This window comes from Ralstonia nicotianae (assembly GCF_018243235.1).
Lineage (GTDB): Bacteria > Pseudomonadota > Gammaproteobacteria > Burkholderiales > Burkholderiaceae > Ralstonia > Ralstonia nicotianae.
Genome location: NZ_CP046674.1, coordinates 2,316,156 through 2,340,367, shown reverse-complemented (window position 1 = coordinate 2,340,367; position 24,212 = coordinate 2,316,156). Strand labels below are relative to the sequence as shown.

At 69.3% G+C, this 24,212-nt stretch carries 18 protein-coding genes and 1 other RNA gene; 11 read left to right on the top strand and 8 right to left on the bottom strand.

All coding sequences use genetic code 11. The features are described 5' to 3' along the window. Positions 1-47: 47 nt before the first annotated feature. The 6 genes from GO999_RS10515 to trxA form a co-directional block, all read right to left on the bottom strand. Positions 48-611 carry a hypothetical protein gene (locus tag GO999_RS10515; RefSeq protein WP_019718015.1) on the bottom strand — a complete coding sequence of 188 codons (564 nt, stop codon included), beginning with the start codon at positions 609-611 and terminating at the stop codon, positions 48-50. After that, entirely contained in the window at positions 608-1,474 is an 867-nt protein-coding gene (locus GO999_RS10510) for a M90 family metallopeptidase (protein ID WP_019718016.1), read from the bottom strand. Before GO999_RS10510 ends, GO999_RS10515 begins: the two co-directional genes overlap by 4 nt. A 56-nt stretch (positions 1,475-1,530) precedes the next feature. Continuing rightward, positions 1,531-2,199, bottom strand: coding sequence for a LuxR C-terminal-related transcriptional regulator (locus GO999_RS10505; protein WP_011001135.1), 669 nt, complete (start codon positions 2,197-2,199; stop codon positions 1,531-1,533). 1,005 nt (positions 2,200-3,204) lie between these two features. Beyond that, positions 3,205-4,581, bottom strand: coding sequence for a sigma-54 dependent transcriptional regulator (locus GO999_RS10500; RefSeq protein ID WP_028860457.1), 1,377 nt, complete (start codon positions 4,579-4,581; stop codon positions 3,205-3,207). A gap of 255 nt (positions 4,582-4,836) precedes the next feature. Next, a complete protein-coding gene (gene rho, locus GO999_RS10495; RefSeq protein ID WP_011001137.1) occupies positions 4,837-6,099 on the bottom strand; it encodes a transcription termination factor Rho in 1,263 nt (420 codons plus the stop codon). Positions 6,100-6,292: 193 nt separating this feature from the next. Next, entirely contained in the window at positions 6,293-6,619 is a 327-nt protein-coding gene (gene trxA, locus GO999_RS10490; RefSeq protein ID WP_011001138.1) for a thioredoxin TrxA, read from the bottom strand. 200 nt (positions 6,620-6,819) lie between these two features. Here trxA and GO999_RS10485 point away from each other — a divergent pair, with 200 nt between their 5' ends. After that, positions 6,820-9,708 (top strand): PD-(D/E)XK nuclease family protein, encoded by a 2,889-nt coding sequence (locus tag GO999_RS10485; RefSeq protein WP_211906207.1) that lies wholly within the window; start codon positions 6,820-6,822, stop codon positions 9,706-9,708. Further along, positions 9,705-13,238 carry a UvrD-helicase domain-containing protein gene (locus GO999_RS10480; RefSeq protein WP_211906206.1) on the top strand — a complete coding sequence of 1,178 codons (3,534 nt, stop codon included), beginning with the start codon at positions 9,705-9,707 and terminating at the stop codon, positions 13,236-13,238. Before GO999_RS10485 ends, GO999_RS10480 begins: the two co-directional genes overlap by 4 nt. Before the next feature lie 53 nt (positions 13,239-13,291). On the opposite strand, the gene ffs is transcribed toward GO999_RS10480, so the two are convergent. Further along, an RNA gene (ffs, locus tag GO999_RS10475) (signal recognition particle sRNA small type) lies at positions 13,292-13,390 on the bottom strand. Positions 13,391-13,527: 137 nt separating this feature from the next. On the opposite strand from ffs, the gene GO999_RS10470 reads away from it, so the two are divergent. The 3 genes from GO999_RS10470 to recR all read left to right on the top strand — a co-directional run bounded on the left by GO999_RS10470 (position 13,528) and on the right by recR (position 16,888). After that, positions 13,528-15,714 (top strand): DNA polymerase III subunit gamma/tau, encoded by a 2,187-nt coding sequence (locus GO999_RS10470; RefSeq protein ID WP_071011305.1) that lies wholly within the window; start codon positions 13,528-13,530, stop codon positions 15,712-15,714. Positions 15,715-15,810: 96 nt separating this feature from the next. Further along, on the top strand, positions 15,811-16,158 hold the full coding sequence (locus tag GO999_RS10465) for a YbaB/EbfC family nucleoid-associated protein (protein ID WP_011001142.1): 348 nt from the start codon (positions 15,811-15,813) through the stop codon (positions 16,156-16,158). A 106-nt stretch (positions 16,159-16,264) separates the two neighbouring features. Beyond that, the gene (gene recR, locus GO999_RS10460; protein WP_011001144.1) at positions 16,265-16,888 is read left to right on the top strand and encodes a recombination mediator RecR; all 624 of its coding nucleotides are present in this window, start codon (positions 16,265-16,267) and stop codon (positions 16,886-16,888) included. A 22-nt stretch (positions 16,889-16,910) separates the two neighbouring features. On the opposite strand, the gene GO999_RS10455 is transcribed toward recR, so the two are convergent. Next, complete coding sequence (locus GO999_RS10455) at positions 16,911-18,332, bottom strand: carbohydrate porin (protein WP_016722157.1); 1,422 nt, start codon at positions 18,330-18,332, stop codon at positions 16,911-16,913. Positions 18,333-18,494: 162 nt separating this feature from the next. Between GO999_RS10455 and GO999_RS10450 the strand changes: the two genes are divergently transcribed. The 6 genes from GO999_RS10450 to GO999_RS10425 all read left to right on the top strand — a co-directional run bounded on the left by GO999_RS10450 (position 18,495) and on the right by GO999_RS10425 (position 24,188). After that, positions 18,495-19,415 carry a LysR substrate-binding domain-containing protein gene (locus tag GO999_RS10450; protein WP_011001146.1) on the top strand — a complete coding sequence of 307 codons (921 nt, stop codon included), beginning with the start codon at positions 18,495-18,497 and terminating at the stop codon, positions 19,413-19,415. Between the two features lie 32 nt (positions 19,416-19,447). Further along, complete coding sequence (locus GO999_RS10445; RefSeq protein WP_020831706.1) at positions 19,448-20,656, top strand: CaiB/BaiF CoA transferase family protein; 1,209 nt, start codon at positions 19,448-19,450, stop codon at positions 20,654-20,656. A 94-nt stretch (positions 20,657-20,750) separates the two neighbouring features. Beyond that, positions 20,751-21,800, top strand: coding sequence for an ABC transporter substrate-binding protein (locus GO999_RS10440; RefSeq protein WP_016722154.1), 1,050 nt, complete (start codon positions 20,751-20,753; stop codon positions 21,798-21,800). 62 nt (positions 21,801-21,862) lie between these two features. Continuing rightward, positions 21,863-22,675, top strand: coding sequence for an ABC transporter ATP-binding protein (locus tag GO999_RS10435; protein WP_011001149.1), 813 nt, complete (start codon positions 21,863-21,865; stop codon positions 22,673-22,675). Between the two features lie 23 nt (positions 22,676-22,698). Continuing rightward, on the top strand, positions 22,699-23,490 hold the full coding sequence (locus tag GO999_RS10430; protein WP_011001150.1) for an ABC transporter permease: 792 nt from the start codon (positions 22,699-22,701) through the stop codon (positions 23,488-23,490). Between the two features lie 68 nt (positions 23,491-23,558). Next, positions 23,559-24,188, top strand: a complete 630-nt coding sequence (locus GO999_RS10425) for a TetR/AcrR family transcriptional regulator (protein WP_011001151.1) — start codon at positions 23,559-23,561, stop codon at positions 24,186-24,188. Positions 24,189-24,212: the final 24 nt, after the last annotated feature.

Sequence of the window (24,212 nt, the reverse complement as noted above, 5' to 3'; positions counted from 1 at the left end):
CCCGGCAGAAAAAGCGATGCTTGATGCACTTTCATGGGCTGCGGGCCTCATGGAGCATCCAGGCGCTCGATGGTCAATGTGCCGCGCGCATCCAGGTCGATGGTCCGGCTGTCGCCCACGCGCAACGAGGTGTCGAGATTGCGCCGCCAGGTGTCGATGCTGGCCGGCGTCTCGCCATCGGGGGCGGGCAGGAAGCGGTGCAGCGTCACGGCGATCGACAACGGCTGAAATTCGCCCGATCCGGCTAGCGGACGCAGCGTGACGTCGACGCCGGTCTTGGCCCACTGGTGGCGCACGAACCGGCAGGCCGAGGCGTCGCAGCCGAGCGGAATCGTGTCGTCGGGCAGCCCGGCGGCGAAGCGCTGTTCCCATTCGGCGCGCGGCATGCTGCCGCCGGTGTCGTAGCTCTGGGTGCGCTCCAGCAGCGTGACGTGCGGTTCGGTGGCGGACGCTTGCGCCGGCAGCGTCAGCCGCCGGGTCTCCGATTGGCCGTCGAGTTGCGCGGTGAGGCTCAGGACCAGCGAGGCGGGCAACTGCGCATGCGCGGCCGCCGCGGCCGCGGACAGCGCCAGTGCGGCAAGGCGACAGGAACAGGTGGGGCGCATCGTCATGGCGTGGCTGGCTCGGCGTGTCGCCCGGCGTCCAGCATGCGCCGTGCCGGGTCTTGCAGATAGAACGCTTGCAGGAGCGCGTAGAGCGCCGGCAGCGTGTCCTGCAGCGCGGCGGGCTCGACGAAAAACACTTCCGAGGCGACCGCGAAGAACTCCGCCGGATGCTGGGCGCCGTACGGATCGAGCAGCGACAGGATCGGATCGGCATCCCAGCGCCGTTCGGGAATGCGATCGCAGCGCTCGGCGAAGGCGTCGTATTCAGCGTAGAGGTCGTCAGCCCATTGCTCGCGGTCGAGCCCGGCGTGCAGCCGCGACGAGAACGCCGGGATGCCGTCCGCTTCGCCGTTGAGCATGTCGAGCTTGTGGGCGAACTCGTGCATGACGACGTTGTACGGCTGCATGTCGGGTCCGGCCAGCACGCTGCCCAGTTCGATGTCCTGCCACGACAGCAGGACCAGGCCGTTGGCCGCCGCCTCGCCGCTGGCTTCCTGGCGCACGTCGTGCACGACGCCGTCTTCGTCCATCGCCTCGCCGCGGATCAGGAACTCGCCGGGGTAGAGAACCACGCCGCGCCAGCCCCGGTACCACGCAATCCCCAGTTCGAGGATGGGCACGCTCGCCTGCGCGGCGATGCTGACCACCATCTCGTCGGTGAGCGCCAGGCCGTGGGCCGTGGTGAACTCTTTCTCGGCGATGAACAGCGTGGCGGTTTCACGCAGGCGCGCGAGCGCCGCCGGCGGCCAGTCGAGCAGGAAGGGCAGGCCGGAGAGCGTGCGTGTCCACAGCGCGTCGGAGATGGCATAGCGGGCGAGCTGGCGCGAGCGTGCGCGTCGCGACAGCCATTGGGAGAGTCTTGAAAGCATGCGCCCAGTATAGGGCGCGCGTCCCAGCCTTCACCTCGGTGTTCAGGCGGCCGGCGTCAGGCCACCGATAGCAGCCGCGCGCCGCGCTGGTTGGCGACGTAGACGGCCTCGGTCCGGCTGCGTACCTTCAGCCGGCGATACAGTGTGCTGATATGCGCCTTGGCGGTGGCCTCGGAGATGTTCAGCATGCGGCTGATGGTCTTGACCGGGTGTCCGCGTGAGAGCAGCACCAGGATTTCGTATTGGCGCGGGGTGATCCCGAGCAGCTTGGGATCGGTCTGCGGATCGCCGGCCAGCGAGGGGTTGGGCGTACCGTCCAGCCGCGATTCGGGCAGCAGCGCGCTGGCGGGGATGTACTGTCCGCCGACCAGAACGAGCTCCAGCGATGCCGCGATGACCTCGCCGGGCGAATGCTTGAGCGTGTAGCCCGACAGCCCCATCTGCATGAGGGTGCGGATGATGTCCGGCGACTCCGATTCGGCCAGCACCACCACGTGGCGGGCGTGCGGCCGGTGCATGATTTCGCCGATGGCGGACAGTTCGTCCAGATGTGGCAGCGGCAGTCCGATGACCAGGAGTCCGGCGTCCGCGTGGGCTTCGATGGCATCGAACATGCCCTCGTCCGGTTCAACGACGGTGACGCCGGTGACGCCCTTGAGTGTGCGCAACAGGTGCGCAATGCCCGTGCGCACCAGCGGATGCGCTTCGATCAAAACAGTGTTCATCGTTGTTCTCGACCTGTGACCGATCTTGCGAACATCCTCTGTCGCCCCAGGCGAGATATCGGCCGGAGCAGACCCCCGTTCCGAACCATTTTAGTGGCGTATCGGGAAAATGACAGTTGCCACGGCATGCCTCGGGACGCTGCGCGGCACGCTCCAGCCTCGATCTGCGTGCGATGCCGAGGCGTGCGGTGCGCTTTTCCATACGGCTACGGCCGGCATCGCAGAGGGCGTTTTCGTCACAGCTGTTGTTTCAGGCATGACTCAAGGAACGCGCGCAGGCTGCCGTCCAAGCCGCCTTTCGTTGCTGAATTTCCCGTGAAAACAAGACCTTGGCCGTCATGGCATGGATGTCGCTCTGGCGTCTTCGGGGAGGAGCGAGCCATGCCTACAACGTTCACGCAGCGCTGTGCTCGACATGCGCCGTTCCAGCGGGCGATCAGTATGACAGCAGGAGGCGCGTGCCGCCTGGCCATCGCCAGGAGGGTGCCGGTCCGCGTTGAAGACGGCGACATCATCACGCCGCGTATCGCCTATCGGGGTGTTCCGGCCGGTGCATTGCCGGTGCGAACTACCGCCGCGACTTCTCCCATCCGCGCATTCGATCGGTCGGCTGGTCCGATCGCATCGTTCTGGCGCAATGCCGAACACTGTGGGTCGTATGCGTCCCTTAACCATCCATCGCGGGAGGGGCGTGGCGCAATCCCCTCAGAGGGAGGGGGCTCGGTGCCGTGTCGGCCGCGGGCCCGGCAGCCCGGCATGCGGTGGCAGGCGTTCGCACTGGCTGGGCCGCTCTCGCTGTGTTCATGCGCGGCGTGCATGGCGTGGTGCCATCGCAACGGCTGTCCGGGCGCGACAACGCTGTCAGTCGGCCGCCTTGTCGGCGGCGCCCATCGGTTTTTGTGCTCCGTCCCCCGGCGGGCACTCTTTTTTTCATGTGCGGCGGCGCAACGAACAGGGCGCGACATGCGCCGCGCCCCGATGGCCTGGCCGCCGTCGGCCCGACGGCTACGAAACCGGATGATGCAGGGGGTGTTCGGCGCGGATGCCGTGCTTCTGCATCAGCCGGTACAGCGTCACGCGGGACACCGCCAGCTCGCGCGCCGTCATGCCCATATGGAAGCCGTTGCGGGCGATGGCGGTGCGGATCGCATCGGATTCCGCGCCTTCGCGTGCTTCTTCCAGCGTCTGGCCGGAGATCGATGCGTAGCCTTCCAGGTGCAGGTCGGAGGCGGAGATCTTGCGGTTGTCCGTCATCACCAGCGCGCGGCGGACGCGGTTGATCAGCTCGCGCACGTTGCCCGGCCACGGGTAGTGCATCATCGCGTGCAGCGCGCAGGGCGTGAAGCCGCGAATGCGGTGCGAGGCCTCGTTGGCGTGCTGGGCCAGGATATGCTCGGCCAGCAGCACGATATCGCTGCCGCGCTCGCGCAGCGGCGGCACCGACAGCGTCAGCACGCACAGCCGGTGGAACAGGTCGGTGCGGAAGCCGCCGTGATGCTGCGCGGCTTCCAGGTCCACGTGCGTGGCGGAGATGATGCGCAGGTCGAGCGGGATTGCCTGGTGCCCGCCCAGCCGCGTGATGGTGCCTTGCTGCAGGAAGCGCAGCAGGCTCACCTGGCTCTCCAGCGGCAGGTCGCCGATCTCATCGAGGAACAGCGTGCCGCCGTTGGCGTGCTCGACCCAGCCGATATGGCGCTGGTGCGCGCCGGTGAAGGCGCCTTTCTCGTAGCCGAACAGCTCGGACTGGATCAGGTGCGGCGGGATGGCGCCGCAGTTGATGGCGATGAAGGGACCGCCCGCGCGCGCCGAGGCCTCGTGGATGGCCTGGGCCGTCAGTTCCTTGCCGGTGCCCGATTCGCCGGCGATGAAGGCGGGCGCGCTGTTCTGCGCGACCTTGCGGATCGCCCGGAACAGGCTCTGCATGGCTGAACATTCGCCGAGCATGCGGGCATTGCTGATCTTGGGCGCGGGGGCCTCCTGCGCCAGCGTGGCCATGCCCCATGCATGCCGCAGCGAGTACCCGGCTTCCTCGATGCGCAGCGGCATCTGGACGTAGTCGACGCAATAGTCGCGCACCAATTGGCGTACGCGCTCATGGCTCAGCATGGCCTGCGGCAGCGCGGCCACCCAGCCCACGTGCGAAACCTGCAGGCAGCGCTCGAGCAGATCCAGCTCAGCGGACGAGAACGCGCTGCCGAAGTCGATCAGCCCGGCTTTCGGCACGCCGTCACGGATGGCGCATCCGAGTTCGCGCACCGAGTTGACGTGCCTGACATGCCAATCCGCGCCCAGGATCGTCTCGCTGATCTCCCCCATGCCGGCGCGTGACGCAACCACAACGGTTCGGCACGCACTCGTACATTCCAGCGGCTCTTCGCGCATGGTTTCCCCCGTTCGATTTTTCGTGGTTTCCCTGCTGCTTGGCTCAAGCAGGCTTGCAGTATGGTTCTCGCGCTGCGCTTTTGCGATGACGTTTAAGGACGAGAGGCGCAAACGGTTGCCCGGACAACGTGTAATGCAAATGAACTAGCAAGCTTCATGACGCCGCCAACGATGCCGGTGGGGGATGCGCGGCCGGCGCGCGGGCAATAAAAAAGCGCACCCAGAGGTGCGCTTCCCGGTACGCGGCGCGCAGACTCAGCTGCCACGTCGCATCATGTCGAAGAACTCCGCGTTGTTCTTCGTGGACTTGAGCTTGTCGAGCAGGAATTCCATCGCCTCGACCTCGTCCATATCGTGGATGAACTTGCGCAGGATCCACACCTTCTGCAGGATGTCCGGCTTGATCAGCAGCTCTTCGCGGCGCGTGCCCGACTTGTTCAGGTTGATGGCGGGGTAGACGCGCTTCTCGGCCAGGCGGCGCTCCAGGTGCACTTCCATGTTGCCGGTGCCCTTGAATTCTTCGTAGATCACGTCGTCCATGCGGCTGCCGGTTTCGATCAGCGCCGTGCCGATGATGGTCAGCGAACCGCCTTCCTCCAGGTTGCGCGCGGCACCGAAGAAGCGCTTCGGACGCTGCAGGGCGTTGGCGTCCACGCCGCCGGTCAGTACCTTGCCGGAGGTCGGCACCACGGTGTTGTAGGCGCGGGCCAGGCGCGTGATCGAGTCCAGCACGATCACCACGTCCTTCTTCAGTTCAACCAGGCGCTTGGCCTTCTCGATCACCATTTCCGCGACCTGCACGTGGCGCACGGCCGGCTCGTCGAAGGTGGAGGCCACCACTTCGCCGCGCACGGTGCGCTGCATCTCGGTCACTTCTTCCGGACGCTCGTCGATCAGCAGCACGAACAGTTCGGCTTCCGGATGGTTGGCCGTGATGGCATGCGCGATGTGCTGCAGCATCACGGTCTTGCCCGACTTGGGCGAGGCCACCAGCAGCGCGCGCTGGCCGCGGCCGATCGGGGCAATCATGTCGATGATGCGGCCGGTGATGTTCTCCTCGGCCTTGATGTCGCGTTCGAGCGTGAGCGTGCGGTTCGGATGCAGCGGCGTCAGGTTCTCGAACATGATGCGGTTCTTGACCGCTTCAGGAGGCTGGGCGTTGACCTTGTCGACCTTCACCAGCGCGAAGTAACGCTCGCCGTCCTTGGGCGTGCGGACTTCGCCTTCGATGGTGTCGCCGGTGTGCAGGTTGAAGCGGCGGATCTGCGACGGGCTGATATAGATGTCGTCCGTGCTCGCCAGGTACGACGTTTCCGGCGAGCGCAGAAAGCCGAAGCCGTCGGGCAGCACTTCCAGCGTGCCGTCGCCGAAAATCGTTTCCCCCTGTTTCGCTTTCTTTTTCAGGATGGCAAACATCAGCTCCTGTTTGCGCATGCGCTGCGCGTTGTCGATCTCCAGCTGTCCCGCCATTTCCAGCAATTGGGACACATGCAGGGATTTCAGTTCTGTCAGATGCATAGACGAATGAATGGGAAGAGCCCGGACGGGCAGCGAATACGGGATGAAGCGGGGAGGGGGAAGGTCGAGCGAACGCTCGGGGAAACAGATTGGCTGCAATCTTAGCACAACGCCGGCGGCCTTCCAGGCGGAAGATCGCCGGCACGTGCGGCTGGCGGCGGGAAGGGGTTCCGCGCCGCCCCGGTGATGCGGCTTAGAGGTGGCTGTCCAGGAAGGCGGTCAGTTGCGACTTGGACAGCGCGCCCACCTTCTGCGCAGCCACGGCGCCGTTCTTGAACAGGATCAGCGTCGGGATGCCGCGAATGCCGAACTTGGCCGGCACGCCTGCGTTCTCATCGACGTTGAGCTTGGCGATCTGCACCTTGTCGCCGTAGTCCTTCGAGACCTCGTCGAGGATCGGGGCGATCATCTTGCAGGGGCCGCACCACTCCGCCCAGAAATCGACGAGCACGGGTTTGTCGGACTTGAGCACGTCGGCTTCGAAGGACGCGTCGCTCACATACTTGATCTGTTCGCTCATGGCGGGAACCTCTGTTATTTCGTAAAAGCTGGCGCCGTGCGCCGAACCCATACATTACACGATTACGCCGCACGGCGTGCGTTCGGGCACGGCCGCGGCGGAGGCTGCTGATATAGTACCAACGCCGCCATTTTCAACGTTGATTTTCTCTATCGCGCCGATAGCCCCCGGCCGCGTTCTTCCTCCCCCGTTTCGCCTGCATGCAGACGCTTGCCTTTGCGCCCGGCCCAGCATTCCTGCCGCACGCCGCCGATGCCGCGTGGCGGTTCTTCGATGCCCATGCCACGGATGCCCCTGGCGCCGGCGTGGTCGTTGTGCCGACCGCCGCGCAGATCCCCGGCGTGCGCGGCGCCCTGCATGCCAGCGCCCAGGCGGCCGGCGCGCTGCGCTTGCTGCCGCGCATCCTGACGCTGGGGCACTGGCTGCTCGACCTGCCGCCGGAGGCCGGCCTGCCCGCGGCGCGCAGTACGCTGTCGCGCCTGCTGGCGGTGCAGCAGGCGCTGAAGACGCAGGCCTGGCTGCGGGAGGCATTGGGTGCGCAGGATGAGGCGGCGTTGTGGGGCGTGGCGCAGGTGCTGGTGACGGTATCGGACGAGCTGTCGCAACGCTGGCTCACGCTCGATGCCGCCGACAGCGAGACCGACGGGCGGCACGACGCGCTGGAGACGGCGCTGTCCGCCGCGCTGGAGCGTACCTACGCGCAGTTGTCCGAGCGCTTTCTCGGGACCGAGTCGCGCATCGTGCTGACGTTCTGGCGGCTGCTGTCGGGCGCGTCCGATCCGATCCCGGTGCGGCTGCGTGCCATGCGGCGCCTGCTCGATGCGCTGCGCGGCCCCGTGGTCTGGATGAGTCCGACCGATCCTGAGGGCGCCGATCTCGATTTCCTGACGCGCGCGGCCGGCCGCGTGCCGGTGCTGCGCATCGGCTACGACTGGCTGGCGCGGGAGCCTGTGCCGGAGGCGGCCGCGCCGGCGACGCATGGCGCGTTCCGTACCCTGCTGCTGCACGCCTGGCCGGAATGCGGCACGGTCGCCCCGCAGGCGGCGCAGGCATCGGCCGAAGCGGAACGGCCGTCTCCTGGGCTGCGCATCGCCAGCGCGGCCCGCTTCGAGGACGAGGCCGCCTTCGCCGCCCACACGCTGGTCGACTGGCTCAACGCCGGTCGCCGGTCGCTGGCGCTGGTGGCGCAGGACCGCATCGTCGCGCGCCGGGTGCGTGCGCTGCTGGCACGCGTGAACGTGCCGGTGCGGGACGAGACCGGCTGGAAGCTGTCGACCACGCGCGCCGCCGCTGCGCTGATGCGCTGGATCGATGTGGTGCAGGGCGACGGCGATACCGCCGCGCTGCTCGATCTCCTCAAGAGCCCGTTTTGCCTGCGCGATGCCGAGGCGCCGTCGTCGGTCGCGCCGGCCTGGGTGGCCGAGCTGGAGCGCCGCGTGCGCCGGCACAACGTGTCGGGCGGATGGGGGCGCCTGCGCCGCTTGGTCGCGCTGCGCGGCACGGATACCGATGTCGCCGAGGCCGCCGATACCGGTGACGGGCCGCCTGCCGGCCGCCTGGCCGAGCGCCTCGGCCTGCTCGCCGACGAAGCCGCGCAGTGGCGCCGCGCCGGCCATGCCACGCTGGAGGCGTGGGTCACGCTGCTGGCCGGCACGCTGGATCGCCTGCGCATGCGCGCCGGCCTGCAGAACGACGATGCCGGCCGCCAGTTGCTCGACTGGCTCGACCGCCTGCGCGTCTCGGTGCATGGCAGTGCCGATGCCGGCGCGCGCTTCTCATTGCAGGAATGGCGTGCGCTGCTGTCGATGCTGCTGGAATCGGCGGTCTTCAGCGAGCCAGCACCGCCGGCGGATCGCCGGGTCGTGATCCTGCCGCTCAACGGCGCGCGCATGCGCCGCTTCGATGGCGTGGTGGTGGTCGGCTGCGACGATGCGCAACTGCCGTCCGCGCAGCCCGAATGGCTGTTTTTCTCCAACGACGTCCGCCGCGAACTGGGCCTGCCTGACCGCGCCCAGCGCTTTGCCCAGCAGGCGCGCGACCTCGCCGAGGTGCTGCTCAACCAGCCCGAGGTCGTGCTGACCTGGCAGCGCCACGGTGGTCGCGGCGAACCCAATCGCCTGTCGGGGTGGCTCGAGCGCCTGCAGCGCCGTCTGGCCGCGGCCGGCATGCGCATCGACGTGCCGGTCGTGCTGCCGGCCTTGCAGACGGCCCGCCAGCCGACCGACATGCCCGCGCCGGCGGCGCCCGTGCTGGTGCCGTCTACCCTGAGCGCGGCCGCCTACAACAGCCTGCGCCGCTGCCCCTACCAGTTCTTCGTCGGACGCATGCTGCGGCTGGGCGAGCTGGAGGAGGTGTCCGACGAACTCGAGAAGCGCGACATCGGCGAAGTGCTGCACGCGATCCTGCATCGTTTCCACCGCCAGTTGCTCGACACGCCGATGGCCGATCCGGCCGACCGCCTTGCGCTGCTGCAGACGCTCACCGACGAGCGCTTCGCTCCGCTGCTGGCCGAAGACGGCCATGCGCTGCGCTTCTGCCGGCGCTGGCAGGGCGTGATGCCGTCCTACCTGGCCTGGCAGGCGGCGCGCGAGGCGGACGGCTGGCGCTTCGAGGCCGGCGAGGTCGATGCCGATGCGTCGATCGCGCTGCCCGGCGCGCAGGCGTTGCGTCTGCGCGGGCGCATCGACCGCATCGACACGCACCCGGAACACGGCGTGGCGGTGCTGGATTACAAGACGCAATCGCCGATCGCCCTGGCGCGCAAGGTGAAAGCGCCTTTCGAGGATTGCCAACTCCCGTTCTACGGCCTGCTCGACGCGCGTGCCGGGGCGGGCGGCTGGGTCTCGCTCGACGGCGAGGCGCGCGGCGACAAGCGCGAGACCGGCCTGCCGGATTTCACCGAGGTGGTCGGCTGGTTGACCGAGCAGATGGGCAAGGACATGAGCGCGCTGGCCGCCGGCGCGCCGCTGCCGGCATTCGGGGATGAATCGGCGTGCCGCTACTGCGCCGCGCGCGGCCTGTGCCGCAAGGGCTACTGGACCGCCGGCGCGCCGCGCGAGCCGCAGCCGGAACCGGAGGGCCGGTCATGAGCGATCACGCCTACGAACGCGACGGCGCGCCGGTCTCGCCCGAGGCCTTCTCGCGCGCGGCCTGCGACCCGCTGCGCTCGGTGGTGGTGGAGGCTTGCGCCGGCAGCGGCAAGACGTGGCTGCTGGTCACGCGCATGCTGCGGCTGCTGCTGGCGGGCGCGGCGCCCTCCGACATCCTTGCCATCACCTTCACGCGCAAGGCGGCCGAAGAGATGCGCCAGCGCCTGCTCGACATCCTCGCCCAGCTGGCCGGCGCCGACGATGCGGCCGTGGTGCGCGAGCTGGTGGCTCGCACCGTCGACGAACGCGAGGCGCCGGGGCTGGTCGCCGTGGCGCGCGGGCTGTATGGGCGGGTGCTGGAGTCGCCGTCGCGCATGGCGATCGACACGTTCCACGGCTGGTTCGGCGGTCTGCTGCGCGGGGCGCCGCTGTCGTCGGGCGTGCCGCAGGGCGCCTCGCTGCGCGAAGACGCCGGCCGCCTGCGCCGCGAGGCCTGGGCGCCGTTCTGGCGCCGCCTGCTGGCCGAAGAGCATGCCGAACTGCGCGCCGCCTATGACACGCTGGTCGACCTGGTGGGCGATTTCCAGGCCGGCCGCCTGCTCGACGCGATGTTTGCGCAGCGCAGCGACTGGTGGGCCTACAAGGCGCAGGCGGGCGCCCACCCGCTGGGCCCGCTCGATGACCTGCTCGGCGACGACGCCCATACCGATCCGCTAATTGAGGCGCTGCAGGATGCTGCGCTGCTGGCCGACATGCTGCGCGTGTCGGGCTGGCTGGGGCAGGGCGGGGCGGCCGAGGGCAAGCGCGCCGTGCAGATCGAGACCGCGGTGACGGCGGCACGCGCGCTCGATCTGTCGGATGCGGCCGCGCGCCGCCACGCGTTCGAGGCGCTGTTCACCGCATTCCATACGCAGGCCGGCAAGCCGCGCGCCTGCAAGCCCACCAAGGCCCTGGTCAAGGCCATCGGCGAAGACGCCGCGCAGACGCTGGCCGACCTGCACGCCGTGCTGTGCGAGGCCCTGGCCGCCTACCAAGCGCGCCGCCACGAGAGCCGCGTGCGCGCCATCAACGCCGCGCTGTTCACGCTCGGCGATGCGCTGATCGAGCGCTACCAGGCCTACAAGCGCCAGGCGCGCGCGATGGACTTCACCGACCTCGAATGGGAAGCCGCCCGCCTGATGCGCGACGAGGACACCGCTGCCTATCTGCAGGTGCGGCTGGACGCGCGCTACAAGCACCTGCTGCTCGACGAGTTCCAGGACACCAACCCGATGCAGTGGCGCATCCTGCAAGGATGGCTGCGCGGGTACGAGGGCACGGGCACACGGCCGACGGTGTTCCTGGTGGGCGACCCGAAGCAGTCGATCTACCGCTTCCGCCGCGCCGACGCGCGCCTGTTCGATGCCGCACGCGACATGCTCGTCGCCGCGTTCGACGCCACCGTGCTGCGCACCAACCGCACGCGCCGCAACGCGCCGGCCGTGCTGGAGTGGGTCAACGCCGTCTTCCTGCTGGCGCGCGCGCGGGGCGATTACCCCATCTATGCCGAGCAGAGCACCGCCGTCGATGCGCCCGTCGGCCGGGCCCTGCTGCTGCCGCTTGTGCCGGTGCCGGAGGCCGCGCAGGCTGACGAGACCGCGCCGCGCGATTCGCTGACCGAGCCGCGCGAGGAGGCCGGCGATTCGCAGCGCTACGACGAGGGCCGGCAGGTTGCCGCCTGCCTGCGTGCGCTGCACGCGGGCGAACGCGTGCGCGAGAACGGCGCCGAGCGTCCCGTGCGCTGGAGCGATTTCCAGCTGCTCGTGCGCCGCAAGCGCTACCTGGCCGACTATGAGCGCGCCCTGCGCGATGCCGGCGTGCCTTACCTGAGCCCGCGCCGCGGCGGCCTGCTGGCGACGCTCGAGGCGCTGGACCTGTGCGCGCTGCTCGATTTCCTGATGACGCCGCAGGCCGACCTGCCGCTCGCGCACGTGCTGCGCAGCCCGATCTTCGCCGTCACCGATGACGACCTGATCGCGCTGGCGCAGGCCGGCGAGGGCGCGTCCGCGCCGACGTGGTGGGAGCGGCTGGCGGCGCTCGCCGACCGGCCGCACGCCGCCGCGCAGTGGCGCCGCGCGCATCGGCTGCTGTCGCGCTGGCTGGCGGTGGCGCCCACGCTGCCGGTGCACGATCTGCTCGACCACATCGTCTATACCGGTGAGCTCAAGCGCCGCTATGCCGAGCGGGTCCCCGAGGCCAACCGCGAGCAGGCGCTGGCCAACCTCGATGCCTTCCTCAAGCTCGCGCTCGACCTGGACGGCGGCCGTTACCCGAGTCTGCCGAAGTTCATGGCCGAGCTGCGCGCGATCCGCCAGGGCGATGAAGAGGAAAGCCCCGACGAAGGCGTGCAGGGTGACGCCGCCGAGGCGCCGGACGCCATCGACGCCGAGCTTGCCAGCGAGGGGTTGGACGCCGTGCAGATCCTGACCGTGCACGCGTCGAAAGGGTTGGAGGCGCCGTTCGTCGTGCTGCTCGACAGCCACCATAGCGATACCCGGGCCGACACCGCGGGCATCCTGATCGACTGGCCGCCCGGCGCCGAGGCCCCGGCGCATTTCTCTGCCTTCGGCAAGGCCGCCGAGCGCGGCCGCGCGCGCGATCCGCTGTTCGCGCAGGAAGCCACGCTGGCCGAGCGCGAGAACTGGAACCTGCTCTACGTGGCGATGACGCGTGCGCGGCAGGCGCTGATCGTCTCCGGCGTCGCCAACAAGCGCGACGGCGCGGCGGCCCAGGCCGTGGACGAAGGCGACGTGCCGGACGTCGACGGCAGTGCGAGCTGGTACACCCTGCTGGCGACGGCCGGCGCCGCCACGCCCGCGCCGGTGGAGGCGGCCGCCGGCGCGGGCGGCGCGGACCACGCCGCGTCGCCGGCTGTCGCGTACCACGACTTCCGCGTGCCGCTGACGGTCACGGTGCGGATCGGGGGCGCCGTCGAGCGTGTCGCCGATGCGCCGGACACCGCCGACGCGATCTTTGACCAGGGCGCCGTCGCGCAAGGCGAACTGCTGCATGCCGTCCTGGAGCGGTTGACGCGCCATGGCAAGCCGGAGCAGGTGCCGGACGCCGCCGCCATCGCCCGCTGGTTCGGCGCGACCGGCATCACCGACGCGGACGCCGCGCGCGCGACCGAGGCGGTGCGCCGCATGCTGGCCGCCGAAGCGCTGGCGCACGTGTTCGACCCCACACGCTTCGATGTCGCGCACAACGAAGTCGAACTCTTCAGCCCGGACGGCGCGCTGCTGCGCATCGACCGGCTGATCGAGCGGGGTGATGAAGTGCTGGTGGTCGACTACAAGCTGCGTCTGCTGCCGGTCGAGCGCGCGGCCTATGCCGATCAGTTGCGCGGCTACGCGGCCGCCGTCGCGCCGATCTATCCGGGGCGCGCGGTGCGTGCCGGCGTGGCGACCGCGCAGGGCGAGTGGATCGATCTGCAAGCGTTGCCCAAGCCGGCCGAAGCGGCGCGCGACGATGCCCAGGGCGCGCTGTTCTGACGCGGGCAAGACACGCAGGAAGGGGATGGGTACTGCGGGAGGGGAAAGAGAAGGGGGACGAGCCTGACCCTCGGCACTGGCGGAAAACGGCTGTGGCTGCTTCGTTCCCGACCTGACCAGGTTGACCGCGCCACCATGCGAGGAGGCCCGTCCGACCGGCATTGTAACCGACTCGCGCGGCCCCGCCTGAATATCCTTGCAAATCGCTCGGCGCGCCCGGGCCCATCCGGGGGCATCGTGCGCCGGAAAGCGCGTCGGAAATCCCCCCTGCTTTGCTACAATCCGCGGCATGAGTTATCAAGTGCTCGCCCGCAAGTGGCGCCCCCGCGATTTCACCACGCTGGTCGGTCAGGAACACGTGGTGAAGGCGCTCACGCATGCGCTCGAACAGCAGCGCCTGCACCACGCATACCTGTTCACGGGCACGCGTGGTGTCGGCAAGACGACGCTGTCGCGCATTCTCGCCAAATCGCTCAATTGCATCGGCACGGACGGGCAGGGCGGCATCACCGCGCAGCCGTGCGGCGTGTGCCGCGCCTGCACCGAGATCGATGCCGGGCGCTTCGTCGATTACATCGAGATGGACGCCGCCTCCAACCGCGGCGTCGACGAGATGGCGCAGCTGCTCGATCGCGCGGTCTACGCACCCACGGCCGGCCGCTTCAAGGTCTACATGATCGACGAAGTGCACATGCTGACCAACCACGCCTTCAACGCGATGCTGAAGACGCTGGAGGAGCCGCCCGAGCACGTCAAGTTCATCCTCGCGACCACCGACCCGCAGAAGATTCCCGTCACGGTGCTGTCGCGCTGCCTGCAGTTCAACCTGAAGCAGATGCCGCCGGGACACATCGTGTCCCACCTGGACCGCATCCTCGGCGAGGAGGGCATCGCGCACGAGCCCAATGCGCTGCGCCTGCTGGCCTCGGCCGCGCAGGGGTCGATGCGCGATGCGCTGTCGCTGACCGATCAGGCCATCGCGTACAGCGCCGGCGAAGTCACCGAGGCGGCCGTGCGCGGCATGCTGGGCGCGATCGACCAGAGCTACCTGGTGCGCCTGCTCGATGCGCTCGCCGACGAGAACGGCGCGGCACTGATCGGGATCGCCGACGAGATGGCCGGGCGCAGCCTGAGCTTCTCGGGGGCGCTGCAGGATCTGGCTTCGTTGCTGCAGAAGATCGCGCTGGCACAGGTCGTGCCCGCCGCCGTGCAGGACGACTGGCCCGAGGCCGACGACATCCGCCGCCTGGCCGAGCGCTTCGATGCGCAGTCGGTGCAACTGTTCTACCAGTTCGCCAACCTCGGTCGCAACGAACTGGCGCTGGCGCCCGACGAATACGCCGGCTTCACGATGACGCTGCTGCGCATGCTGGCGTTCCAGCCCGGCCAGTCGGGCGGCGATGCGCCGCCGCCGTCGGGTAGCGGCAAGCGTGCCGTGCCGTCGGCCGGCGTGCAGGGTGGATCGTCGCGGCCGGTTGTGGCGGCTGCTGCCGCCGGGCCGGTCGCCCAGGCGGTGCCTGCTGTGCGTGCGGAACGGGTGGTCGATGCACCGCGCGCGACGTATCAAGCCGATCCGCCGGCCGCCGCCGCACCGGCTGCAGCGCCTGCCCCAGCAACCCCGGCCCCGGCCAGTGCGCCGGCCCGCCGTTCACCGGCGCTGGAAGCGCTGGCCGCGGCGCGCCAGGCGTCGAGCCGGGGGGCGCGCGGCGGTGCCGCGGCGCCGGCTTCCGCGCCTGCCCCCGTGCCGGCGCCGGCCGCACGCCCGGCCGCGGCCGGTCCGCGCTCGAATCCGGCGGCTGCGCCTGCGTCGCCGCCGGTGCGCCGTGAACCGGCTGCCGCGTCCGCGCCTGCCGACGATTTTGCCCCGCCGCCCTGGGAGGAGATGCCCGACGAGTTCGCTTCGCCGTCTCCCGATCAGATCGACGCCGCGTTTGCCGGCTGGGAGGCGGCTTCGACCACGCGCCCGGGCGCGCAGGCTGCGGCCGCGCGCCCTGCGCAGAGTGAGCCGCCCGCCGCGGCGCCGGTGCCGGCCAGGGCTGCCGCACCGGAGCCGGTGGTCGCCGCCACGCCGCCCGACCTGAGCGCCAGCGGTCTGACGGCCTTCGACGGCGACTGGCCCACGCTCGCGGCACGTCTGCCGCTGCGCGGCCTAGCGCAGCAGTTGGCGCACCAGAGCGAGTTGGTCGCCGTGGAGGGCGCGACGGTACGCTTGCGTGTCCCGCTGCCGGCACTGACCGAGGCAAGCGTGCTCGAACGGCTGGAGGCGGCGCTGACGGAGCACTTCGGCACGCCGGTCCGCGTGGTTTGCGACATCGGTGCCGTCCGGGCCACGGCCGCCGCCGTCGATGCCGAGCAGCGTGCCCAGCGCCAGCGCGACGCCGAGGACGCCATCGCCGCCGATCCGTTCGTGCAGGCGCTGGTGCGGGACTTTGCCGCGACCGTCGTGCCCGGCTCGATCCAGCCGCACGCGCACTGACAGGCCGGCACCCGCACAAAGGTTTTCCACACTGAACGCAACGGCGCGCCGTCCATCGGGCACGCCATGCATGACCCATTCCAAGGAGCTACGACCATGATGAAAGGCCAGATCGCTGGGCTGATGAAGCAAGCCCAGCAGATGCAGGAAAACATGAAGAAGATGCAGGAGCAGCTCAGCCAGATCGAGGTGGAGGGCGTGTCCGGCGCCGGCCTCGTGAAGGTGGTGATGACCTGCAAGAACGATGTGAAGCGCGTGTCGATCGACCCGAGCCTGCTGGCCGAAGGCGAAGACAAGGAGCTGCTGGAAGACCTCGTCGCCGCGGCCTTCAACGATGCGGTGCGCAAGGCCGAAGCCACCACGCAGGAGAAGATGGGCACGGTCACCTCCGGCCTGGGCGGCATGGCCAGCATGCTGCCGCCGGGCTTCAAGCTGCCGTTCTGACCACGCGGACAGGAACACGCGCCATGGTGCCGGAATCCGCGCTGCTGTATCACTTCGGCGATCCGATGCCGGACGTCCCGCATCGCACGCGCGTGCTGGAGCGCGCATGATGCGCGGCGGTCCGGGCACGCCATCGGCGCTGCAGATGCTGATCGAGGCTTTGCGCGTGCTGCCGGGCGTGGGGCCGAAGTCTGCGCAGCGCATGGCCTATCACCTGCTGCAGCATGACCGCGAAGGCGCGTCGCGGCTGGCCGAAGCGCTGGCCGAAGCGGCCGAGTCGATCCACCATTGCAGCCGCTGCAACACCTTCACCGAGCAGGATGTCTGCGAGACCTGCCTGGACCCGCGCCGCGACGCCTCGGTGCTGTGCGTGGTGGAAACGCCCGCCGACCAGATGATGATCGAGCAGACGCTGACCTACCGCGGCCAGTATTTCGTGCTGATGGGGCGGCTCTCGCCGCTGGACAACATCGGCCCCAAGGAAATCCACCTCGAGCGCCTGCTGGCCCGGGCGACCGATCCGGCGCTGGGCGGGCCGTGCGCCGAAGTCATTCTCGCCACCAACTTCACCAGCGAGGGCGAGGCCACCGCGCACTACATCGGCGAGATGCTCAAGGCGCGCGGCATCAAGGTGTCGCGGCTGGCGCGCGGTGTGCCGGTGGGCGGCGAGCTGGAATACGTGGACGCGGGCACCATCGCCCGCGCGGTGCTGGACCGGCGCCAGCTCTGAAGCCCGGCCCGGCGCCTTCGCGTCAGAAATCCGCGTGGACCCGCAGGCCCACGATGGACACCGGGCCCCGATCCCGGTTGTAGGCGGGGTGCACCACATACTGGTAGTTGAGACCGAGCGTGAGGTGCCGCATCGCGGCCCAGTTGTAGTACAGCTCGGCGATGCGCTCCGTGCCGTAGTTCAGCGCGCCGTCGCCGATCAGCACGCCCAGGCCGCCGGCCTCGAAATACCGCCGCGCCGCGCGCGACAGGCCGTTGACCACGACCGCCACGCCCACCGTGTCGTCGTGGCGGCCCCAGCGGTCGCCCTTGAGCGAGAAGCCGGCGGAGACGGACCGGTTGATGTCGGTGAACTCGTACGTTTCCTTGCTGCCGTCGTTCATGCTGGCGCGTGCGAAGAAGCCGAGATCGGGTGCCAGCTCCTGCTCCACGTTCAGCGCGATGCCGGCGCGCCACGCGAGGTGCCGGACGAGGGACGTATCGGGGGTGTCCCCGGTCTGCTGCGCGAGGCTCAGGGCATCGCCGTAGCCACCCATCCTGGCGCGGTTGGCGAAGGCGAGCAGCTTGACCTTGCCGGGGCGCCCGAGCCACTGATGGCGCGCTTCGAATTCGCCGACCCAGGCGTATTGCTTATACGACGTGTCGATCGTCGCGCTGTTTGGCACCTTTGACAGCGCGAAGAAGCCGCCGCGGACCGTCCACCACGACTGGGTCCATTCCACCGCCGCGCCATGGGTATAGCCCCAGGCATCGGCCGCGTAATCGAAGGCGCCGGCATCGACCACGGACCAGTTCAGGAAATCCCCGCGCGGATCGTGCGCGTAGGCATTGGTGTCGAAGATGTCGATTACCGAGAACTTGCCGATGGTGAGGGTCAGGTTGTCCGCCGCGCGGGTCCCGCCGAGCTGGTTGGGCGCCGACTCCATCGCCTGCGGCGCGCCGCCGAGGTCGATGACCTGCCGCAGGAAGAGGCGAGGCAGCTTGTGGTACGGATCGTTCTTGCCGACCTTGTACGCTTCGGCGCTCGGAAAGCCGGCCATGCCCAGCGTGTTGTTCAGACCGAAACCCTGGTCGATCTCCGGGTTTGCATACAGCTCGGCGCCCTTCCACAGGCGCACGCCGAGGAACAGGGTCAGGTCCGTCGTTGCGCGGTCTTCGCTGGCGGGCGTCAGGCTGTTGGGGCCGCTGTAGCGCGCGCTGAAGGCGGGGTGCCACTGCGTGACGCTAGTGAATTGCCCATGCAGATTCCACGGCTGCGGCTCGGGCAGGTCTTGCGTGGCCGCGGGCTCGGGGGCATTGGGGGCGGCCGGATCGGCCAGTGCCGTGCCGTGCAGGCCCAGGCCGAGCGCGAGGGCCGCAAGGGTGTTGCGCAGGCGGCGGGCGGCGGCACGTTCCGTGTGCCGGGGCAAAGGGCGGGCGATCTGGCGGGGAAACAGCAAGGGCATGGGGCTCGGCGACAGGGGCAGCCGGTAGAATTCCAGGCTTGTGCCCGGGCGGGCGGAAACTCCGCCATGGTAAACGGGTCGCAACGATTTGCCCGTGAAAACCGCGCCGATCGGGTCGGCCCTGTTGCATTTTTTCCCAACCTTGCCGGATGGCTTCCAACGATGAATCTCGCTCGCTTCGATCTCGTCACGCTTGGCCTGTTTGTTGCGGTGGCCAGGCTGGGCAGCATCTCGGCCGGGGCGCGCCAGTCGCACCTGGCGGTGGCGGCGGCGAGCAAGCGCATTTCGGACCTGGAAGCGGCCGTGGGCGCGCCGCTGCTGTACCGGCACGCCGCCGGCGTCGAACTGACCGAAGCCGGCCAGGCGTGCTTCCGCCATGCGGTGGGCATCCTGCAGGATGTCGAGCGTATGGCGGGCGCGCTGTCCGACTTCGCGGCGGGCACGCGCGGGCTGGTACGGGTGTGGGCCAACACCTCGTCGATCACGCAGTTCCTGGCCGACGACCTGGCCGCCTTCATGCTGGCCAATCCGGCCATCCGCATCGCGCTGGAGGAACAGGACAGCGGCGACATCGTTGCCGCGCTGCGCGAGAACCGGGCCGATCTCGGCATCTTCGCCGCCGGCACGCCATGCGAGGGCCTGCAGTCGTTCGACTATCGCGAGGACGACCTCGCCCTGGTCACGCCGCGCGGCCACCCGCTGGCGGGCCGCAAGCAGGCGCGCTTTGCCGAGGCCGCCGATTTCGATTTCGTCAGCCTGCCCCCGGGCACCTCGCTGGCCGCGCAGCTGCTGGAAGAAAGCCAGCGCCTGGGCCGGCCGTTGCGCCTGCGCATCCAGGTGCGCAGCTTCGAGGCAGTCTGCCGCATGGTGGCCTCGGGGCTCGGGGTGGGCGTGCTGCCGCGCATTGCCGCGCAGGCGCATGTCTCCAGCCTGCCGGGCGCGGGCCTCGCGCTGGTGCCGCTGGACGACGACTGGGCGCATCGCCGCCTGCTGGTGGGCGTACGCGACCCCGATGCGCTGACCAGCTCGGCGCGCCTGCTGATGACGCATCTGCTCGGCAATCCCGCCGCGCTCCGACTCTGACCTTCTCCCACTTTCTCTGGCGCTTGATCACCATGCCGACACAGGTTTTGCAGGACATCCGCGTGCTCGAACTCGGGCAACTGATCGCCGGGCCGTTTGCCGCCAAGACGCTGGCGGACTTCGGCGCGCAGGTCATCAAGATCGAACCGCCGGGGCAGGGCGACCCGCTGCGCAAATGGCGGATGCTGCATGAGGGCACCTCGGTGTGGTGGGAGGCGCAGTCGCGCAACAAGCAGTCGGTGTGCGTCGACCTGCGTGTGCCGGAGGGGCAGGACGTGGTGCGCCGGCTCGCGGCCGAGGCCGATGTGCTGATCGAGAATTTCCGGCCCGGTACGATGGAGAAGTGGGGGCTGTCGTACGAGGCGCTGTCGGCCATCAACCCGGGGCTGATCATGCTGCGCGTGTCGGGCTACGGCCAGACCGGGCCCAAGCGCGATGAGCCCGGCTTCGCGGCCATCGCCGAGGCCATGGCCGGCCTGCGCTACCTGACGGGAGAGCCGGGCCGGCCGCCGGCACGCGCCGGGCTGTCGCTGGGCGACACCATCGCCGGCCTGCACGGTGCCCTGGGCGTGCTGCTGGCGCTGTACGAGCGCGATGCGCGCGGCGGCAAGGGGCAGGTGATCGACGTGGCGCTGTACGAGTCGGTGTTCAACCTGACGGAGAGCCTGTTGCCCGAATACGCCGTGTTCGGCGCGGTGCGCCAGCCGGCGGGCGGCGCGCTTCCTGGCATCGCGCCATCCAATGCCTACCGCTGCGCGGGCGGCGCGTACGTGCTGATCGCCGCCAACGGCGACAACATTTTTCGCCGCCTGATGCTGCGCATGGGCCGCCCCGACCTTGCCGACGACCCCGGCCTCGCCCGCAACGACGGCCGTGCCGCGCGCGCCGACGAGATCGACGCCGCCATCAACGCCTGGACCGGCACGCTGTCCATCGACGACGTCCTGGCCGCCCTGCACGAGGCTGACGTGCCCGGCGGGCGCATCTACACCGTGGCCGACATCGCGGCCGATCCGCATTACCGCGCGCGCGGCGTGATCGAGACCGTGCGCGCGCAATCGGGCATCGACGTGGACATGCCGGGCGTGGTGCCCAAGCTGTCCGGCACGCCAGGGGCGGTGCAGGCGAGCGCGCCGCGCCTCGGCCAGCATACGCGCGAGGTCCTGCGCAGGCACGGCCTGACCGACGCGCAGATCGACGCGCTGGCCTCCCAGGGCGTCATCGCGGACGCCGCAAAATAGGACGAACTCGCATGCCGACAGGTGGAGCGTTGCGGTAACATCCGCGGCATTTGATCAGGCAGTCAACCCATTCGAAATGCAGGAGATGAGGATCATGAGCATGCAAGGCATCGGGCGCTGGACCAAGTGGATGGGCGCGGCGCTGTGCGCGGCGAGCCTGCTGGCGGCCAGCCCCGCCGCGCTGGCGCAAGGCAAGCCCGAGAAAACCAAGGTGACGATCGCCGTGGGCGGCAAGGCGCTGTTCTACTACCTGCCGCTGACGATCGCCGAGCGCCTGGGCTATTTCAAGGACGAGGGCCTCGACGTCGAGATCGTCGACTTCGCCGGCGGCGCCAAGGCCCTGCAGGCCGTGGTGGGCGGCAGCGCGGACGTGGTGAGCGGCGCCTACGAGCACACGCTGGTGCTGCAGGCCAAGGGCCAGACCTACCAGGAGTTCGTGCTGCAGGGCCGCGCCCCGCAGATCGTGCTGGCGGTCAACAACAAGACCATGCCCAACTACAAGTCGATCGCCGACCTGAAAGGCAAGCGGATCGGCGTGACCGCGCCGGGCTCGTCGACCAACATCATGGTCAACTACGTGCTGGCGCGCGCCGGCATCAAGCCGAGCGAAGTCTCGTTCATCGGCGTGGGGCCGAGCAGCGGCGCGATCGCCGCCGTGCGCGCCGGGCAGATCGATGCGCTGGCCAACCTCGATCCGGTCACGTCGATGCTGACGCAGAAGAATGAAGTGCGCATCATCTCCGACACGCGCACGCTGGCCGATACCCGCGCGGTGTTCGGCGGCAACATGCCGGCCGGCTGCCTGTACGCATCCACCTCGTTCATCCAGAAGAACCCGAACACCACGCAGGCGCTCACCAACGCCATGGTGCGCGCGCTGAAGTGGCTGCAGAAGGCGGGCCCGTCGGACATCGTCAAGACGGTGCCGGAGTCTTACCTGCTGGGTGACCGCGCGCTGTACCTGGCCGCGTGGGAGAAGGTGCGCGAGGCCATCTCGCCCGACGGCGTGATGCCGGCCGACGGCCCGGCCACCGCGCTGCGCACGCTGTCCGAATTCGACGCGGATGTGAAGGGCAAGCCGATCAAGCTGGACCAGACCTTCACCAACGCCTTCGTGCAGAAGGCCGACGCCAAGTACAAGTAAGCCCGGCATCCTGCCCGTCGGCGCCCGGTTCCGTCCGGGCGCCTTGCTTTGGACGATTCCCCATGACGACGCCCGCGCTTTCGTTCGACCGGATCACCTGCACCTTCATCTCGGCTGACCAGCCCGCTCAGCGCTACACCGCCGTCCAGGACACCTCGCTCGATGTCCAGGCCGGCGAGTTCGTCTCGGTGGTGGGGCCGACCGGCTGCGGCAAGTCCACGCTGCTGAACCTGGCGGCGGGGCTGCTGCAGCCGTCCTCGGGGCAGGTGCGCGTGTTCGGCGAGCCGCTGGCCGGCATCAACCGCCGCGCCGGCTACATGTTCCAGGCCGAGGCGCTGATGCCCTGGCGCAGCGCGCTCGGCAACGTCCTGGCGGGACTGGAATTCCGCGGCATGCCGGCCGCGGAAGCGCAGGACCTGGCGCGTTCGTGGCTCGCGCGCGTCGGCCTGGCCGGGTTTGAAGACCGCTATCCGCACCAGCTCTCCGGCGGCATGCGCAAGCGCGTGAGCCTGGCGCAGACGCTGGTGCTGGACCCGGACATCATCCTGATGGACGAGCCGTTCTCCGCGCTCGACATCCAGACCCGCCAGTTGATGGAGAACGAGGTGCTTGACCTGTGGGCCGCCAAGCGCAAGGCCGTGCTGTTCATCACCCACGACCTGGACGAGGCGATCGCCATGAGCGACCGCGTGGTGGTGCTCGCCGCCGGTCCCGGCACCCGCCCGATCGGCGAATTCGCGATCGACCTGCCGCGCCCGCGCGATGTGGCCGAGATTCGCGACGACGCCGGTTTCGTCGACTTGCATGCGCGCATCTGGGGCGTGCTGCGCGATGAAGTGCTCAAGGGCTACGCGCAGCACCGCCGCGCCGCCTGATCCGAATCCGACCGTTTCCTCCCATGGCCAATCGTCCGATTTCCCGGCTTTCGTTGCGTGCCTGGCAGCTTGGGCTGCTGGTCGCCACCCTGGCCGTGTGGCATGTCGCCACGCGCTCGCAGGAGGTGGCGTTCTTCTTCGGCGAACCGCTGATCGTTGCCCAGCGCATCTGGTCGTGGTTCGTCACGGAGGGTGACATCTATCAGCATCTCGGCGTCACGCTGGCCGAGACCGTGCTGGCCTTCGGCATCGGCACCGCCACCGGCCTGGGCGCGGGGCTGTGGCTGGCGCTGAGCCCGTCCGCCTCGGCCGTGCTGGACCCGTACATCAAGGCCGCCAACTCGATGCCGCGCGTGATTCTGGCGCCGATCTTCGGCGTGTGGTTCGGGCTGGGCATCTGGTCCAAGGTGGCGCTGGCCGTCACGCTGGTGTTTTTCATCGTTTTCTTCAACGTCTACCAGGGCGTGAAGGAGGTCAGCCCGGTGGTGCTGGCCAACGCGCGCATGCTGGGCGCCTCGCGGCGGCAGCTGCTGCGCTTCGTCTACCTGCCGAGCGCGACCAGCTGGGTGTTCTCGTCGCTGCACACTTCGGTCGGGCTGGCCTTCGTCGGCGCGGTGGTGGGCGAATACCTGGGCTCCGCGCGCGGCGTCGGCTACCTGATCCTGCAGGCCGAGGGTACCTTCGATATCAACACGGTGTTCGCCGGCATCGTCGTGCTGACCGTGTTCGCGCTGGTGCTGGACTGGCTGGTCGGCCTGGCGGAAAAGCGCCTGATGCGCTGGCAGCCGAAGACCGGCGAAACCGAAAAACTGTAAGTCACATCGACCCTGCCACGCACAGGGTCATGCAACTAGACGGTCGGTCTACTATAATCCGTTCCATCATGAGCAAGCACCCCGAACCCGTCACCGCCGAGGGCACCGAAGCCCGGCACGACACCCGCGACCGCATCCTGGACGCGGGGGCCGAGCTGATCCTCGGACGGGGCTTCTCGGCGGTCGGCCTGGCCGAGATCCTTGGCCGCGCGCAGGTGCCCAAGGGCTCGTTCTATTACTACTTCGATTCCAAGGAAAACTTCGGCGTCGCATTGCTGGAGCGGTATTTTCAGGATTACGAGGCCGGCGTCGTCAGCCTGTTCAACGACACGCGCATGACGGCGCGTGAACGGCTGATCCGCTACTTCGCCGCCTGGATCGACCTGCACGAGCGCAGCGCCTGCGAGGTTACCTGCCTGGCGGTCAAGCTGTCGGGCGAGGTCTCCGATCTGTCGGAGCCGATGCGCAAGGTGCTGTCGGCCGGCATGACGCGCATGGTCGAGCGTATCGCCGCGGCCGTGGAGGCGGGCGTGGCGGACGGTTCGCTCGCACCGGTGGCCGATCCGCGCGGGCTGGCCGAAGGGCTGTACGCGATGTGGATGGGCGGGGCGCTGCTGGCCAAGGCGCACCGGTCGACCGCGCCGTTCCACGGCTGCGTCGCACAGACCGAAGGGTTGCTGGCCAAGCCGAATCATTGAGCGCACATGACACCATGCCGGCGA